The 14,098-nt window shown below is 74.4% G+C and carries 15 protein-coding genes; 4 read left to right on the plus strand and 11 right to left on the minus strand.

Going from position 1 to position 14,098, the window contains the following annotated elements; translation table 11 throughout:
- Positions 1 to 55 precede the first annotated feature (55 nt).
- From ACWCV9_RS02140 to ACWCV9_RS02180, 9 genes are all read right to left on the minus strand, one after another.
- The gene (locus tag ACWCV9_RS02140) at positions 56 to 1,822 is read right to left on the minus strand and encodes a complex I subunit 5 family protein (RefSeq protein WP_450783737.1); all 1,767 of its coding nucleotides are present in this window, start codon (positions 1,820 to 1,822) and stop codon (positions 56 to 58) included.
- Entirely contained in the window at positions 1,822 to 2,169 is a 348-nt protein-coding gene (locus tag ACWCV9_RS02145) for a sodium:proton antiporter (RefSeq protein ID WP_450784227.1), read from the minus strand. Before ACWCV9_RS02145 ends, ACWCV9_RS02140 begins: the two co-directional genes overlap by 1 nt.
- A gap of 10 nt (positions 2,170 to 2,179) precedes the next feature.
- On the minus strand, positions 2,180 to 2,917 hold the full coding sequence (locus ACWCV9_RS02150; RefSeq protein WP_450783739.1) for an MnhB domain-containing protein: 738 nt from the start codon (positions 2,915 to 2,917) through the stop codon (positions 2,180 to 2,182).
- Positions 2,914 to 3,174 carry a Na(+)/H(+) antiporter subunit B gene (locus ACWCV9_RS02155; protein ID WP_450783740.1) on the minus strand — a complete coding sequence of 87 codons (261 nt, stop codon included), beginning with the start codon at positions 3,172 to 3,174 and terminating at the stop codon, positions 2,914 to 2,916. Before ACWCV9_RS02155 ends, ACWCV9_RS02150 begins: the two co-directional genes overlap by 4 nt.
- Before the next feature lie 33 nt (positions 3,175 to 3,207).
- A complete protein-coding gene (locus ACWCV9_RS02160) occupies positions 3,208 to 3,660 on the minus strand; it encodes a monovalent cation/H+ antiporter complex subunit F (RefSeq protein ID WP_450783741.1) in 453 nt (150 codons plus the stop codon).
- Positions 3,657 to 3,839 carry a hypothetical protein gene (locus tag ACWCV9_RS02165; protein ID WP_450783742.1) on the minus strand — a complete coding sequence of 61 codons (183 nt, stop codon included), beginning with the start codon at positions 3,837 to 3,839 and terminating at the stop codon, positions 3,657 to 3,659. The genes ACWCV9_RS02160 and ACWCV9_RS02165 overlap by 4 nt, the downstream gene beginning before the upstream one ends.
- 240 nt (positions 3,840 to 4,079) lie before the next feature.
- A complete protein-coding gene (locus ACWCV9_RS02170) occupies positions 4,080 to 4,325 on the minus strand; it encodes a hypothetical protein (protein WP_450783743.1) in 246 nt (81 codons plus the stop codon).
- 5 nt (positions 4,326 to 4,330) lie between these two features.
- Positions 4,331 to 5,386: a DNA topoisomerase IB gene (locus tag ACWCV9_RS02175; protein ID WP_450783744.1), complete on the minus strand. Its 1,056-nt coding sequence runs from the start codon at positions 5,384 to 5,386 to the stop codon at positions 4,331 to 4,333.
- A 4-nt stretch (positions 5,387 to 5,390) separates the two neighbouring features.
- Entirely contained in the window at positions 5,391 to 6,194 is an 804-nt protein-coding gene (locus tag ACWCV9_RS02180) for an SDR family oxidoreductase (RefSeq protein ID WP_450783745.1), read from the minus strand.
- 126 nt (positions 6,195 to 6,320) lie between these two features.
- On the opposite strand from ACWCV9_RS02180, the gene ACWCV9_RS02185 reads away from it, so the two are divergent.
- Positions 6,321 to 7,361: a PHP domain-containing protein gene (locus ACWCV9_RS02185; RefSeq protein WP_450783746.1), complete on the plus strand. Its 1,041-nt coding sequence runs from the start codon at positions 6,321 to 6,323 to the stop codon at positions 7,359 to 7,361.
- Positions 7,362 to 7,391: 30 nt separating this feature from the next.
- Positions 7,392 to 8,048, plus strand: coding sequence for an HAD family hydrolase (locus ACWCV9_RS02190; protein ID WP_450783748.1), 657 nt, complete (start codon positions 7,392 to 7,394; stop codon positions 8,046 to 8,048).
- 256 nt (positions 8,049 to 8,304) lie between these two features.
- Here ACWCV9_RS02190 and ACWCV9_RS02195 read toward each other — a convergent pair whose 3' ends face one another.
- Positions 8,305 to 9,183, minus strand: a complete 879-nt coding sequence (locus ACWCV9_RS02195; protein ID WP_450783749.1) for an alpha/beta fold hydrolase — start codon at positions 9,181 to 9,183, stop codon at positions 8,305 to 8,307.
- 177 nt (positions 9,184 to 9,360) lie between these two features.
- On the opposite strand from ACWCV9_RS02195, the gene ACWCV9_RS02200 reads away from it, so the two are divergent.
- Both ACWCV9_RS02200 and ACWCV9_RS02205 read left to right on the plus strand, forming a co-directional pair.
- Complete coding sequence (locus tag ACWCV9_RS02200) at positions 9,361 to 10,392, plus strand: SDR family oxidoreductase (RefSeq protein ID WP_450783750.1); 1,032 nt, start codon at positions 9,361 to 9,363, stop codon at positions 10,390 to 10,392.
- Between the two features lie 19 nt (positions 10,393 to 10,411).
- The gene (locus tag ACWCV9_RS02205; protein ID WP_450783751.1) at positions 10,412 to 10,654 is read left to right on the plus strand and encodes a hypothetical protein; all 243 of its coding nucleotides are present in this window, start codon (positions 10,412 to 10,414) and stop codon (positions 10,652 to 10,654) included.
- Between the two features lie 131 nt (positions 10,655 to 10,785).
- Here the strand turns inward: ACWCV9_RS02205 and ACWCV9_RS02210 are convergent, their stop codons facing one another.
- Complete coding sequence (locus tag ACWCV9_RS02210) at positions 10,786 to 13,962, minus strand: bifunctional cytochrome P450/NADPH--P450 reductase (protein ID WP_450783753.1); 3,177 nt, start codon at positions 13,960 to 13,962, stop codon at positions 10,786 to 10,788.
- Positions 13,963 to 14,098: the final 136 nt, after the last annotated feature.

Genomic DNA, 14,098 nt, shown 5'->3' on the forward strand with positions numbered 1-14,098 from the left:
GATCCGCTCCTCGCATGATCGACACGGGGCTGGACCGTCATGCTACTGGGGCCGATCAGCCGCTCAGCACCCCCGGCAGGGCCAGCGCCCCCAGTGCCACGGCGCCCACCAGCAGCCACGCCACGTAGTCGCCGACATGCCCCGACTGGAGGCGCCGTACGGGTGCCGCCCAGCCGGGGGCGGCCACCCAGCCGGGGCGGGTCACGGCGAGCGTGGCGAGGCCCGCGGCCAGCGCGGCGGAGACCAGGCCCAGCAGCACCCCGTACGCCGTCCAGTGCGCCTCGGCATGGGCGCCGCCCGACCCCGCCTCGTTGACCGAGCGGGCCACCAGGGCGCCGAAGCCGGGGACCGTGCCGACGGCGAAGCAGCCGGCGAGCAGTACGGCGGGCACCGTGGTCATGGTGTCCGGGATCCGCCTCAGCAGGCCGGCGGTCTCCGGCTCCTCCTCGCACCCGCTGGTCTCGTCGTCGGAGTCCTCGGGGCGTGGTCCGAGGCCCAGGAACACCCGCGCGGCGACCCGCAGCACGGCGCCAGCGGTGATCGCGGAGGCGGCCACGTACAGCACGGTGAGCGGGTCGCCGACCGCCTCCTCGCTGACCGCCTTGCCGAGCCCGGTGCCGAACGGCGGCAGGCCGGCGAGCGCGAGGCCGCCGACGGCGAACATCACCCCGGTCGCGCGCAGCGAGCGCCCCTGGCCGTGCAGGGTGTGCTCGTCCACGGAGCCGAACCGGTCGAGCAGCACGCCCGTGCAGGCGAACAGCGCGGCCTTCGCCCCGGCGTGCCCGAGGAGGTACAGGGCGGCCCCGTCGTCGCCCTCGGGGGCGAGCACACCGAGGGCGACGAGGAACAGCCCGGTGTGGGCGATGGTGGAGTAGGCGAGCAGCCGTTTGATGTGCCGCTGGTACCAGCACATGACGGCGCCGGTGACGGCCGTGAGGGCGCCGAGCGTGACCAGGGCCCGGCTCAGGTCGGCGGGCGGGATGCCACCGGGTCCGGCGAAGACGGTGCCGTACACCCGCCAGACGCCGTAGGCGCCCAGCTCGACCATGACTCCGGAGAGCAGCATGCACACCGGGGTGGGGGCGACGGCGTGCGCGTCCGGGAGCCAGAAGTGGAAGGGCACGGCGGCCGCCTTCACCAGCAGCCCGGTCAGGACCAGCACGAAGGAGGCGAGGACCAGCGCGTCCGGGCCGCCGAGCGCCGCGGCCGCGTCGAGGCCCCGCCCGATCTTCGTCATGCCCAGTTCGCCGGTACGGGCGTACAGCAGGCCGATGCCCATCAGCATGGCGTACGCGCCGAGGGAGTTGACGACACCGAAGGTCAGGGCGCCCTGGACGGCCTTGGCCTCGTCGATGCGGAAGCCGGTGAGCGCGTAGGCCACGACGCTCATCAGCTCGAAGAAGACGAAGGCGTTGAACAGGTCGCCCGCGAGGGCGAACCCGCACATGGCGCCCTGGAAGATCAGCATCAGCGCGGGGTAGGAGCCGCTGTGGCCGGGCGGGGGTTCGTCGAAGTAGCGCCACGAGTAGGCGAGGGCCGCCAGGGTGAGCAGCGACACCAGCGCGGCCATGCCGAGCGCGGGGCCGTCCCCGAGCACCACGATGCCGACACTCTCGCCGCCGACGGGCAGCCAGCCGCCGACCCATTCGACCATCGGAGGGCTCGAGTCGAGCAGCAGGACGAGCGCCAGGGCGGCCGTGCCGCCGGACACCACCAGGGCGGTGATCTCCGCGGCGGGCCGGGGCAGCCTGCGGCCGGTGGCGACCAGCAGGGCGGCCCCCATCACCGGGAGGGCGACGAGCAGCGGGAGCAGGTGGTGCATCAGCCGCGCAGCTCCCGCAGTTCGTCGGGGTCGACCGTGCCGTGCCGCTTGGCGATCTGGAGCACCAGCGCGAGCAGCAGGGCGGTGACGGTGGCGCCGACGACGACGTCGGTGAGGCTGAGGGCCTGCACCACCGGGTCGACCACCGGCCGGGAGCCGGGCCGGATGTCGGAGAAGACGGGCGCGGTGCCGCCGTCGCGGTAGCCGACCGCCAGCAGCAGCACATAGGTGGCGGCCTGGCACACCGAGAGACAGCCGACGGCGTGGATCAGATTGCGGCTGGTGGCCAGGCCGTAACAACCGGTCAGGAAGATGTAGACGGCGGTCAGATAGGGCAGGACGTGCATCACGTCTCTCTCAACTCCCCTGCTCCTGCTCGATCTCCACGGCCTGGTCGAGGAAGTTGGCGAGCAGGACCACGACGGCGCTCGCCACCTCCATGCCGATGGCCGCGTTCAGCAGCGGGACGGTGCCGCCGGAGGCCAGTGTGTTGAAGGTGCCGTACGGCAGCAGTGTGTTGGCCAGGAACGCGGTGCCGGCCAGGACCCCGGCGAGCCCCAGCACGAGGTAGGCGGAGACGGCGAGCGCGTCGGTGGTCTCGAAGACACCGATCGGGCGGACGCGTTCCAGCGCCCGGTAGTCGGCGCCGAGGTAGAGCAGATGCAGGGCGGTCGCGGCGACGACCCCGCCCTGGAAGCCGCCGCCCGGGCTGAGCTGGCCGTGGGCGATCACGTACAGGCCGGTGACCAGGGCGATGGGCAGGACGAGGAGGGCGTAGCGGCGCACCGGGCGGGCCACTTCGGCGGGCTCGGGCGCCGCGCGGTGCTCGTCGCGGGCCTGGCGCAGCAGCACCACACAGCCGAGCACGGCGGCGAACAGGATGCTCATCTCGCCGAGGGTGTCGTAGGCGCGCTGGTCGAAGTTGACGGAGGCGATGGTGTTGGCGGTGTGCCGGGCGAGGGAGGCGTGCACCGCCCGGGTGCCGTACGGGTGCCGGCGGCCGCCGAAGCCCGGCAGGTCCAGGCAGGCGGCGGTGAGCAGGGCGGCCAGGCCCGCGCCGCCCGTGGCGAGCAGCCACAGCCGCAGCCGGTTCACCGCTCACCGTCCTCGTTCCGGCCCCGCCGCCGCACCTTGCGGACGGACAGCATGATCAGCAGCGGGGTCAGCGCGGAGCCGACGGCCAGCTGGGACAGGCCGACGTCCGGGGCCTGCTCCACGGTGAACAGCACGGCGAGGAAGACCCCGAGCAGGGACAGCACGAGCGCCTGGCGGGCGGGGTCGCGCTGGACCACGGCGGCGGTCGCGGCGACGGCCACCAGCAGCAGCGCGACGACGATCACGGCGTCGGCCATACGGCACCTCCGCCACCGGCCGGGTACGGCACGTCAGCCACCGCGCACCCCCTGGAACCCGCCCGACAGCGCGCGCGAGGCGATCACATTGCCCGCGATCAGCAGGGCGCCGATCACCAGGAGTTTCACCATCGCGCGGCCGGGCCCGGTCGGCACGCACACCGCGGCCACCGCGACCGCGCTCAGCCCGGCCGCCGTCCAGGTCAGCCCCCAGGCGCTCGGCCGCTGCCCGGCCAGGTCGTCGGAGAGCAGCCGGGCGAAGACGAGGGTGCCGACCGGGCCGAGCAGGGCCAGCAGCAGCGCGAGGTCGACGTAGGACGGGCGGGAGTACCCCTGGGAGAGGAGCAGCAGGGCCGGGCAGACGACCGAGGTGGTGAGGTTCTGGGCGACCATCCGGCGGGCCACAGGGCCGGTGGCGACGCCCCACAGGACCGCCGCTCCTCCCCCGCCCAGGACGAGGGCAGCCGCGAGGATCCAGCCGTTCACCGCCAGGTCACCGCCCGCCGGCCGGCCCGGGCCAGGGGTGCGCCCGCCGCCGCGGCGCTCGCTCCGACGATCAGCTCCAGGGAGTCGACCGTGGTGATCAGCATCAGCCACAGCAGCGCCAGCGCCGCCCACCAGGCCAGCACTTCGCCGACGGCGAGGAGGGCCGTACGCCGGGTCATCCGCCACCTCCTCGTGCCGCTGCCCTGCTGTGCGGCGATGGCGCCCGATATGCCACCGCCTGGGGCATCCAAGCACCGCGGGCCCCGGCCAGGGGCGGCGGCGCGCTGGTCGGCACCAGGAGTGCCCCGGGAGCGTGAACGCAAACCGGGCGGCGGCCCCACCGGGGAATCAGCCGTCAAAGGCGCTGCGCCGCAGCGGTGTTGGCAGGAGGTCGCCCCGGCCGGGGCCGGGGCGGTGGCTCAGTGCACGGTCCAGGTGTACTTGTCGCCTCCGACCCAGCGGACCACGTCCGGGTCGTCCAGGTCGTGGACGATGATCCCGTAGGAGGCCGCGGCCTCCAGCACATCGGTGACGGTCCTCGCCTCACCGATCACCTGACCGTCGATCTCCATGATCCGGAAGGGCGGTTCGCCGGGCTTTCCGGGACAGACCCCGTGCACCAGGATCCGCGGATGGGAGATGTGGGGGACTGCTTGTTCGGTCATGCAATTCAGCGTAGGACGGAACCCGCGCCGACGGGTCGTCCACCGGCGCCGTCCAGCAGGCCGAGCACCGCGGCCTCGACCGGCCCCTGGGTGGCCGGCCGGCCGAAGGCGCCGTGTTCGCCCAGCCGGGTGAGTGCGGGGGCGATGGTCACACCCTCCTCGAACAGCTCGAAGACGCGCGGATCGATGGAGGAGGCCCGGCACACCGCGGGCGTGTTGCCGAGGTAGTGGCTGACCTCGCGGACCGCCCGGGCGATCTGCCGGCGGCGGGCGGTCTCGGTCGCGCGGGCGCTGTCGTCGGCCACGGCCACCGCCACGGCGGCGAGGACGGTGGCGTGCCAGGTGCGGAATTCCTTGGCGGTGACATCGGTGCCGGAGAGCCGGCGCAGCGCCTCGTTGAGGTCGTCGCTGTGCAGGTCGTGCCAGGAACCGCCGTCGCGGAAGGCGAGGAAGCGGTCGCCGCCGCGCGGGCGCCGCAGCAGGGCGCGGGCGACGGTGCGCACATCGTCGTCGACGAGGGCTCGCACCGTCTGGATCCCGCCCTTGGCGGGGAAGCTGAACGTGATCTCGTCGCGGCGGCAGCTGACGTGCTCGCGGAGCATCGTCGTCAGGCCGTAGGTCTCGCTGGTGCGGGTGTGCCGGTCGCTGCCGATGCGGAAGAAGCCGAGGTCGAGCAGGCGGACCGCGCACGCGGTGACCCGGGTCCGGCTCAGCCCGCGCCCGGCCAGGCCGGCGGCCACCTCGGCGCGCAGCTCGGGCAGGGTCAGCGCGATCTGCCGTACGTGCTCGTGCTTGGCCTTCTCCTGCTCCGCCCGGAACTGCTCGTGGTACAGGTACTGACGGCGTCCCGCGGCGTCCGTGCCGACGGCCTGGAGGTGGCCGTTGGGCCACGGGCAGATCCACACCTCGCGCCAGGCGGGCGGGATGGTCAGGGCGCGGATGCGGGCCAGCTGCGCGGGGTCGGTGAGGGGGCGGCCGGCGGTGTCGAGGTAGCGGAAGCCCCGGCCGCAGCGCAGCCGGCGGTAGCCGGGGCCGTCGCAGGAGCTGGTGCGCAGCCGCACGGTCTCAGGGCCGCCGCCAGTCGTCGCCGGTCAGGTGGGAGCCGGCCTGCGGGCCCATGCGGAGCATGCCGCCGTCGACGCTCCAGGAGGCGCCGGTGACGTAGGAGGCGTCCGGGCCGGCCAGGAAGGCGATCACCGCGGCCACCTCGCGTGCGTCCCCGGGCCTGCCGAGCGGCACGCCGGGGCGGCGCTCGGTGTGGACGTCGGTGTCCTCCTGCCCGGTCATCGGGGTGGCGATCTCGCCGGGCGCGACCGCGTTCACGGTGATGCCGTGCTCGGCCAGTTCCAGCGCCATCACCTGGGTGAGCAGGCCGAGGCCGCCCTTGGCGGCGCAGTAGGGGGCGGCGCCGACCCGGGGCTGGTGCTCGTGCACGGAGGTGACGTTGACGATCCGGCCGCCGTCGCCCTGCCGGATCATCTGCCGGGCGGCCTTCTGGCCGAGCAGGAACGGGCCGGCGAGGTCGACGTCGAGGACCCGGCGCAGGTCCTCGAGGGTCAGATCGAGATAGGGGGTCATGGTGCCGGTGCCGGCGTTGTTCACCAGGACGTCGATCCGGCCCAGTTGGGCGCAGAGTTCGTCGACCGCGTCGGCGGCTTCGGGCAGCCGGGTGAGGTCCATCCGGGCGACGGCGGCACGGCGGCCGTGGCTGCGGACCTCCTCGGCGGTCCGCTCGGCGCCGTCCTTGTCCGTGTGCCAGGTGATGCCGATGTCCAGGCCCGCTTCGGCCAGACGTACGGCGGTGGCCCGGCCGATGCCGGAGTCCGAGCCGGTGATGATCGCTGCGCGGGGCTTGGGCGTGGAGGACATGGCTCATGCAGTACCCGGGGGGTGCGTGGGGAAACGGGCTCCGGCTGCGTGATCACCCAGGGTCGTGCGTGGTTGCTCGCGCGGTTCCCCGCGCCCCTGTGGGGCGCTTGGGTGACCCTGGGGGGTATGGATCCCGTTGCCGCGCTGGACCGGATCGCGTTCCTGCTGGAGCGGAAGCTCGCGCCCACCTATCGGGTACGGGCCTTCAGGACCGCTGCCCGTACGCTGGCCGCGCTGCCCGAGGGTGAGGTCGCCGAGCGGGCCGGGGAGGGGACGCTGGAGTCGTTGAAGGGGGTCGGTCCCAAGACCGCTCAGGTGGTGCGGGAAGCCCTGGCCGGGGAGGTGCCCGGCTATCTGCGCAAGCTCGAGGAGGAAGCCGGCGCCACGGTCGCGACGGGCCCCGGGTCCGGGCTGCGGGCGCTGTTGCGCGGGGACTGCCACACCCACTCGGACTGGTCCGACGGGGGCAGTCCGATCGAGGAGATGGGCCGGACGGCGGCCGCTCTCGGGCACGAGTGGACCGTGCTGACCGACCACTCGCCGCGGCTGACGGTGGCCCGCGGGCTGTCCGCGGAGCGGCTGCGGGAGCAGCTGGAGGTGGTGGCGGAGCTGAACCGGCAGTGGGCGCCGTTCCGGCTGCTCACCGGGATCGAGTGCGACATCCTGGAGGACGGCTCGCTGGACCAGGAACCGGAGCTGCTGGAGCGGCTGGACGTGGTCGTGGTGTCCGTCCACTCCAAGCTGCGGATGGACGCCCGGTCGATGACCCGCCGGATGGTGGCCGCGGTCCGCGATCCGCACGCCGATGTGCTCGGGCACTGCACCGGGCGGCTGGTCACGGGGCGCGGCCGGCCCGAGTCGGAGTTCGACGCGGAGGCGGTGTTCGCGGCCTGCGCCGAGTCCGGTACGGCCGTGGAGATCAACAGCCGTCCCGAGCGGCTGGACCCGCCCCGGCGGCTGCTGCGCGAGGCGGTCTCGGCGGGGGTGCTGTTCGCGATCGACACCGATGCGCACGCGCCCGGCCAGCTGGACTGGCAGATCCTCGGCTGCGCCCGCGCGGAGGAGTGCGGGGTGCCCGCCGAGCGGGTGGTGACGACCTGGCCGGCCCAGGAGCTGCTGGCCTGGACGCGCGAGGGGCGGCTCCCGGAGGGCGTGGCGGCGCCCTGACGTGGTACCCGGCCGCGGAAAGGAGTGCCTATGAACCGTGCCGCCGTGTTCGATGTCGACGGAACCCTGGTCGACACCAATCATCTGCATGTCGTGACCTGGTGGGAGGCGTTCCGCCAGGCGGGACACGACGTGCCCATGCACGCCGTGCACCGGGCCGTCGGGCTGGGCTCCTCCGACCTGATCGCCCATCTGCTGGGCGACGACCGCGACAAGGACGCGGACGCCGAGCTGAGCGCGGCGCACACGGCGCTGTACGGCCAGTACTTCGACCGGCTCCCGGCGCTGCCGAAGGCCGGGCAGCTGCTGCGGCGGCTGCACGGGGACGGCTGGACGGTCGTCCTCGCCACCTCGGCGAGCGGTGCCGAGCTGGGTGCACTGCGCCGGGCGATCGGGGCGGACGACGCCATCGCGGCCACCGCGAGCGCCGATGACGTGACGGAGGGCAAGCCGGCGCCCGAGCCCGTGGAGCACGCCCTGGAGCTGGCCGGGGTACCGGCCGGGCGGGCGGTGTTCGTCGGGGACACCGTGTGGGACATGCGGGCGGGCAGCCGGGCCGGGGTGCGCTGTGTGGGGCTGCTGTGCGGCGGCATCCCCCGGGCGGACCTGGAGGAGGCCGGGGCGGAGGCGGTGTACGGCGATCCCGCCGAGCTGCTGGAGCGGTTGGACGGGAGCCCGCTGGCCTGAGGGCCGGGGGCGTGGTGGAGGTCACAGGAGAGGGTGGAACACCCAGAGGTGGTTGCCCGTTGAACGAACCGTGGGTGCGGACGGGACAGTGTCCCCGGGCCTCACCTTTTGCCCACAGGGACGATCGTTCGGCTGAAGCCCTGTGGAGCGTTTCGCCGCGAGGCGACCGCCGTCCGCGCCCACGCCTGGACCGCCCCGGCCGTGATTCCCCCGTCACGGCCGGGGCTCTTTTGCTTCCGTCGCCGGTTTTCTTCCGTCACCGGCCCGCCACTGCGGCGACGGCCGGCTCGGCGGTCCGTGCGGTGCCGCTGTCGAGGAACGCCCGCAGGTCGGCCGTGAGCCGTGCGGCGTGCGTGGCGAACAGGCCGTGGCCGCCGTTCTCGTACGCCTTCAGGGTGGCGTTCGGCAGCAGCCGGGCCATGCGCTCCCCGGTGTGGGCGAGCGGGGCGTAGATGTCGTGGGTGCCGTGCACGACCAGCGCCGGAAGGTCCAGCGCGGGCAGCTCGGCGGCGATGCCCAGGGTGGCGACGACGGCCCGGATGCCGGTCGAGGCTCGCGGCGAGGCGGCCAGACAGCGGTCGACCATGTGGCGGACGTAGGCGGGCGAGACGTCGTTGCCGGGCCTGTCGACCATGAAGAAGCCGTCCGCCATGGCGGTGAACCAGGCGGCCCGGTCACGCCGGAAGATCTCCTCGTCGGCCGCCACGGCTTCCGGCGCCACGCCGTCGGGCAGGTCCGGCGCCCGGACGACGCCCGGGCTGACCCCGGCGACCAGGGCGATCCGGCCGATCCGGGCGGTGCCGTGCCGGGTCAGACAGCGGATCACCTCGCCGGTGCCGACGGAGTGACCGACGAGCGTGGCCTCGCGCAGGTCGAGGTGGTCGAGCAGGCCGTACAGGTCGTCGGCGAGGGTGTCGAGGTCGTAGCCCGACCAGACGTCGTCGGAGCGGCCGTGGCCGCGGCGGTCCAGGCCGACGCAGCGGTAGCCGGCCTCCGCGAGCGGCAGCATCTGGTACTCCCACATCTCGTGGCCCATGTAGGCGCTGGCGACGAAGACGGCCACCGGGCCGGCCGCCGGGCCGTGGTCGACGTAGTGCAGCCGGGTGCCGTCGACGGGGCTCTGGTAGTACGGCACGGGTGCCTCCTGGAGGGTCGGGACCGGGTGCGACGTCCGGCGTCGCGCTGACGTCACCGATCCTGCCGGGGTCCGCCGCCCGGGTCGATTACCTGCCAGGTCATGGCCGCGTGTGCGCGCGCCCGGCCCCGGGTACCCGGCCGTCCGCCGAAGCGTCCCCGCCGGAAGGAGCCGAAGGTGAGCAGCGCAGCGGGCAGCAGGGTCGTGGTGACGGGTGCCACCGGCAACGTGGGTACCAGCGTGGTACGGCTGCTCTCCGAGGATCCGGGGGTCAGGTCGGTGCGCGGGCTGGCCCGCAGAACACCCGAGTGGTCGCCGCCGAAGACCGAGTGGTCCGCCGTGGACGTGGCCGCCCAGCAGGCGAACCTGGCGGAGCGCTTCGAGGGCGCCGACGCCGTGGTGCACCTCGCGTGGGCCTTCCAGCCGACGCACGATCCGGCGACCACCTGGCGGACCAATGTGCTCGGCGGCATCCGGGTGTTCGAGGCGGTCGCCGCGGCCCGGGTACCGGTGCTGGTGCACGCGTCCTCGGTGGGCGCGTACTCGCCGGGTCCGAAGGACGACCCGGTGGACGAGTCCTGGCCGACGCACGGCTGGCCGGACGCCGCGTACTGCCGGGAGAAGGCCTATCTGGAGCGCACCCTGGACGTGTTCGAGCGCGACCATCCCGAGGTGCGGGTGGTGCGAATGAGGCCGGCCTTCCTGTTCAAGTGGGAGTCGGCGAGCGAGCAGCGGCGGATCTTCGGCGGGCGCTTCCTGCCGGGGCCGCTGGCCCGCCCGGAGCTGCTGCCGGTCCTGCCGGACGTCCCGGGCCTGCGGGTGCAGGCGCTGCACACCGACGACGCGGCCGAGGCCTACCGGCTCGCGCTGCACTCGGACGGCGCCCGGGGCGCCTTCAACCTGGCCGCCGACCCGCCGCTCGACGCCGCGGTCCTCGGCGAGCTGCTCGGCTCCCGCCCGGTCCGGCTGCCGCGTACGGCGGCCCGGTCGGCGATCGCCGCCGCGTGGGGGCTGCGCCTGCTGCCCGCCTCCCCGCATCTGTTCGACGCGGTGCTGCGGCTGCCACTGATGGACTGCACCCGGGCCCGCACCGAGCTGGGCTGGCAGCCGCGGTACTCCGCGACCGATGTGCTGCGGGAGTTCCTGGACGGCCTCCAGCAGGGCGGCGGGATGGAGACCGAGCCGATGCGGGGCCGGAAGGTCGGCTGAAAGACGAGGGGAGAAGGCCATGAACGCACAGCAGGAGCCGGAGCCCGGTCGCCAGGAGCCGCCGGTCCCGCGGGACATGCCGGACCAGCAGGCGGGCGGCGGGGACGACCCGTGGGACGTCGGGTCCGGGCGCCCGGCCGACGACGAGCCGGACGAGGACGAGGTGCCGGACACCGACGAGGCCGGCAGCGGCCCCCGCGGATCGGCCCGCCCGGGGACGGTCCAGCCCGGACACCCGGGACCGGACGAGCCGCCGGCCTGACGGCCATCTGCGGGACGGGACCAGCCGATCGCGTCGCCCGGCCGGGGCCCCTTCGGGGGCCCCGGCCGCATGCCGAGGGGCCTTCTCGACGGTGTCGCAGATGCCGCCTCGGTGCGCCCCTCCCCCGCGGTTCAGCCCGCCGCGTACACGTCCTCGACGTAACGCCCCTGTGCCACCAGGGTGTCGAGCCACTGTGCGGCCGCCGTCTCGTCACTGCCGGGGGTGCGCTCCCGGTACAGGGCGCGGAAAGCCTCGCGGACGCCGGGAGCCATCCGGGCGCCGTCGCCGCAGACGTACACCCGGGCGCCCTCGTTCAGCAGCTCCCAGACCTCGTCCGCCTCGGCGGCGATGCGGTGCTGGACGAAGCGGGCGCCGTGCTCCGGGGCCTCGCTGAAGGCCGGGCGCAGCCGGAGCGCGCCGGCCGTCTCGGCGCCGCGCAGCTCCTCGGCGTGCAGGAAGTCGGCGTCCGGGGCGTCGCACCCGAAGTAGAGCAGTGCGGGCGGGAGTTCGCTGCCCGTGGCGGCCGCCGCGACCCGGTCGGCGACGGCGCCGCGGAAGGGGGCGAGTCCGGTGCCGGCGGCGACCATCACGACCGGTGCCGAGCCGTCGATGCGGAAGGCCTCCCGGCAGGGCTGCACCCGGGCGTACACGGTGTCGCCGGGGCGCAGGGCGGCGAGGTGGCCGGAGCCGGTGCCCCGGTAGCGGCCCCGGCCCGAGCGGGCGGGGGCGTCGAGCACGGAGACCATGAGGTCCGCGTGGCGCGGGTCGACGGCGGGTGAGGACGAGATGGAGTAGTGGCGCGGCTTGAGCGGGGTCAGCAGGTCCAGCAGGGCCGGCCAGTCGAGGGCGCCGCGCAGCGCGGGGTGGTCCTCGGCCAGCTCCACCAGGGTGCGCGGGTCGTCGTCGGTCAGGGCGGCGAGGGCGGCGCGCTCGGGCGGGCAGGGGTTGGCCGCGGCGAGCAGCTCCCGCTGCCGTGCGGTGGGACGCTGCTGCAACTCGACGTGGTGGGTGAGGAGTTGCCGTACCGTCAGCGGGCGGTCGACCGCCAGCCCGTCGCCGCGCGGGCGGCTGGGACGGATGTCCAGGACGGCGTCGGGGTCGAGACCGAACGCGGCCAGGGCGCGGGCGACCAGCTCGGGAGCGTTGGCCGGGAGCACGGTCAGATGGTCGGCGGTGCGGTAGGTGACGCCGTCGGGCAGGGCGATGCGCAGGAACCGCTTGGTGCGCGGGTGGCCGGGCGCGGTGAGGTGGTGGGCCTCGGTGACCGTCATGGGGACGAGTCCGTGCCGCTCGGCGAGCGCGTCCAGGGGGCCGCCGGTGAGGGTGCGGACCTGGTAGGCCGCCGCGGGCTCGTCCGCCGGGGCGGTGGCGTCGGGGTCGCCGTACTCCTTGAGCAGTGCGGTGCGCAGCCGGGCCGTGAACTCCCGTACGGCGCCGGTGAGGTCGCCGGAGGCGTCGGCGGCGGCGCGCTCGGTCAGCCGGGTGGCGCCGAGTTCGGCGAGGCGGGCGTCGACGCGGGTGGGGACCTGCTGGTAGGTGGCGGCCCAGTTGCGGTCGCCGACGCCGAGGACGGCGTAGCTGACGCCGGTCAGGTCCGGGGTGCCGTCGAGCCAGGCGGCGAAGGCGGTGGCGTCGTCGGTGGGGCGGCCGTTGTAGGAGGCGGCGGTGATGACGACGGGCCGGTCGGTGGGCAGCCCGTCCGCGTAGGCGTCCAGCGCGGCGACCTCGGTGGTGCAGCCGACGGCGGCGGCCTCGTCGGCGAGCTGGGCGGCGAAGTCGCGGCAGGTGCCGTAGTTGCTGCCGTGCAGGAAGAGGGCGCTGGTGCCGGGGCGGACCCGGGCCGGGAGGGTGTCCGGGGCGGTGGTGCCCTCGGCCGGTGCCGCGGTGGTGCCGGGCAGCGGGGCGTGGGCGCGGTCGGCGGAGCTGCGCGGGGTGAGCGTGAGGGTGAAGCCCTCGGGCTTGAGGGTGAGGGTCTCCTTGACGGTGAGCCGGTAGTCGGCGTGGTCGTGCAGCCGGTAGCGGTGCACCAGCATGGCGAGCAGCATGGTGGCCTCGTGCAGCGCGAACTGCCGTCCGATGCAGGCGCGTTCGCCGGTGCCGAAGGGCTTGAAGGCGTGCACCGGGCGGGCCGCCTCGGCCTGCGGGGTGAACCGCTCGGGGTCGAACAGCTCGGGGTTGTCGCCCCAGACCGGCTGCCGGTGCAGCATCGGGGCGAGCACGGTGACGGCCTGTCCGGCGCGCATCGGGATCCGGCCGCCGAGCAGGGTGTCCTCGCGGGCGTGCCGGCTGAAGGCGGCGGCCGTCGGCCACAGCCGGAGCGCCTCGTTGAGGACCTGGCGGGTGTAGGTGAGCCGGCCGATGTCCTCGTACGTCGGCTCGGGGTCGGCGGTGTCGCCCCACAGCGCGTCGGCCTCGCGCTGCACCAGCCGGAGCGCGGCGGGGTGCTTGGCGAGGTAGTACAGGGCGAAGGACATCGCGCCGGAGGTCGTCTCGTGGCCGGCGATCAGGAAGGTGATGACCTGGTTGCGGATGTTGGCCCGGTCCAGGGGGGTGCCGTCGGCGGGGTGCGGGGCGCTGAGCATCAGCCCGAGCAGGTCCTCGGCGCCGCTCTGGTCGGTGCCGGTGCGGGCGGCGATGACATCGTCCACGACGCCTGCGAGGTAGTCGGCGTCGGCGCGGAAGGCCGCGTCGGCGGCGGAGTGGTCCTCGCCCGGGTTGCGGGCGAGCCGGGTCATGCTCCACTCCAGGCAGCGGACCATCGCCTCCACGAAGGGGTGCGGCTCGGGGCGTTCGAAGGAGCCGAAGTCGTAGTCGAACCCGGCCAGTCCGATGGTGTCGAGGGTCATCCGGGTCATGTCGTCCGGCACCTCGACGGGCCGTCCCTCGCGAGCCGCCCGGTCCCAGGACTCGATGAGCCGGCGGGCCACCGTGAGCATCACCGGGTGGTAGGTGCGCATCGAGCCGAGCGCGAAGGCGGGCATCAGGATGTCGTGCGCCTTGGCCCAGTTGGGCTCGTCGTTGTACGCGGTGAACAGGCCGTCGGCGGTGAAGGCGCGGACGTTCTCCAGCGCGGGGCCGACGTGCTTGGCGAACCGCTCCTCGTCGGCCAGGTCGGCGACCAGGTCGGTGTCGGCGACGAACATCACGTCCCGGCCGTGCAACCGGCGCACCAGGACCGGCCCGTGCTCACGCATCAGCTGCATGACCTGCTGGATCGGGGTGTGTCCCGGGCCGGTGGCGGAGATGTCGACGACGGGGATGCCGGGCAGGGTTCCGGCCGGTTCTGGATGCAGTGCTGTGGCGGACATGACGCGACAACTGCCTTTCGCGGTAACGGTGTACTCGGGGTAACGGAGTACTGCGTTCCAGGGTGGTCGACCGGATGCCCCGGCCCGGACCCGGGCACTACACGATCATGCAGTCGAAAGTCCGCGGGACGGCTTG

It is taken from the genome of Streptomyces sp. NPDC001606, assembly GCF_053596835.1.

Excerpts from the sequence above, each read along its gene's own strand:
- ACWCV9_RS02140 (WP_450783737.1), bottom strand. The coding sequence starts at position 1,822 with ATGCACCACCTGCTCCCGCTGCTCGTCGCCCTCCCGGTGATGGGGGCC.
- ACWCV9_RS02145 (WP_450784227.1), bottom strand. The coding sequence starts at position 2,169 with ATGCACGTCCTGCCCTATCTGACCGCCGTCTACATCTTCCTGACCGGT.
- ACWCV9_RS02155 (WP_450783740.1), bottom strand. The coding sequence starts at position 3,174 with ATGGCCGACGCCGTGATCGTCGTCGCGCTGCTGCTGGTGGCCGTCGCC.
- ACWCV9_RS02165 (WP_450783742.1), bottom strand. The coding sequence starts at position 3,839 with ATGACCCGGCGTACGGCCCTCCTCGCCGTCGGCGAAGTGCTGGCCTGG.
- ACWCV9_RS02170 (WP_450783743.1), bottom strand. The coding sequence starts at position 4,325 with ATGACCGAACAAGCAGTCCCCCACATCTCCCATCCGCGGATCCTGGTG.
- ACWCV9_RS02180 (WP_450783745.1), bottom strand. The coding sequence starts at position 6,194 with ATGTCCTCCACGCCCAAGCCCCGCGCAGCGATCATCACCGGCTCGGAC.
- ACWCV9_RS02185 (WP_450783746.1), top strand. The coding sequence starts at position 6,321 with ATGGATCCCGTTGCCGCGCTGGACCGGATCGCGTTCCTGCTGGAGCGG.
- ACWCV9_RS02190 (WP_450783748.1), top strand. The coding sequence starts at position 7,392 with ATGAACCGTGCCGCCGTGTTCGATGTCGACGGAACCCTGGTCGACACC.
- ACWCV9_RS02205 (WP_450783751.1), top strand. The coding sequence starts at position 10,412 with ATGAACGCACAGCAGGAGCCGGAGCCCGGTCGCCAGGAGCCGCCGGTC.
- ACWCV9_RS02210 (WP_450783753.1), bottom strand. The coding sequence starts at position 13,962 with ATGTCCGCCACAGCACTGCATCCAGAACCGGCCGGAACCCTGCCCGGC.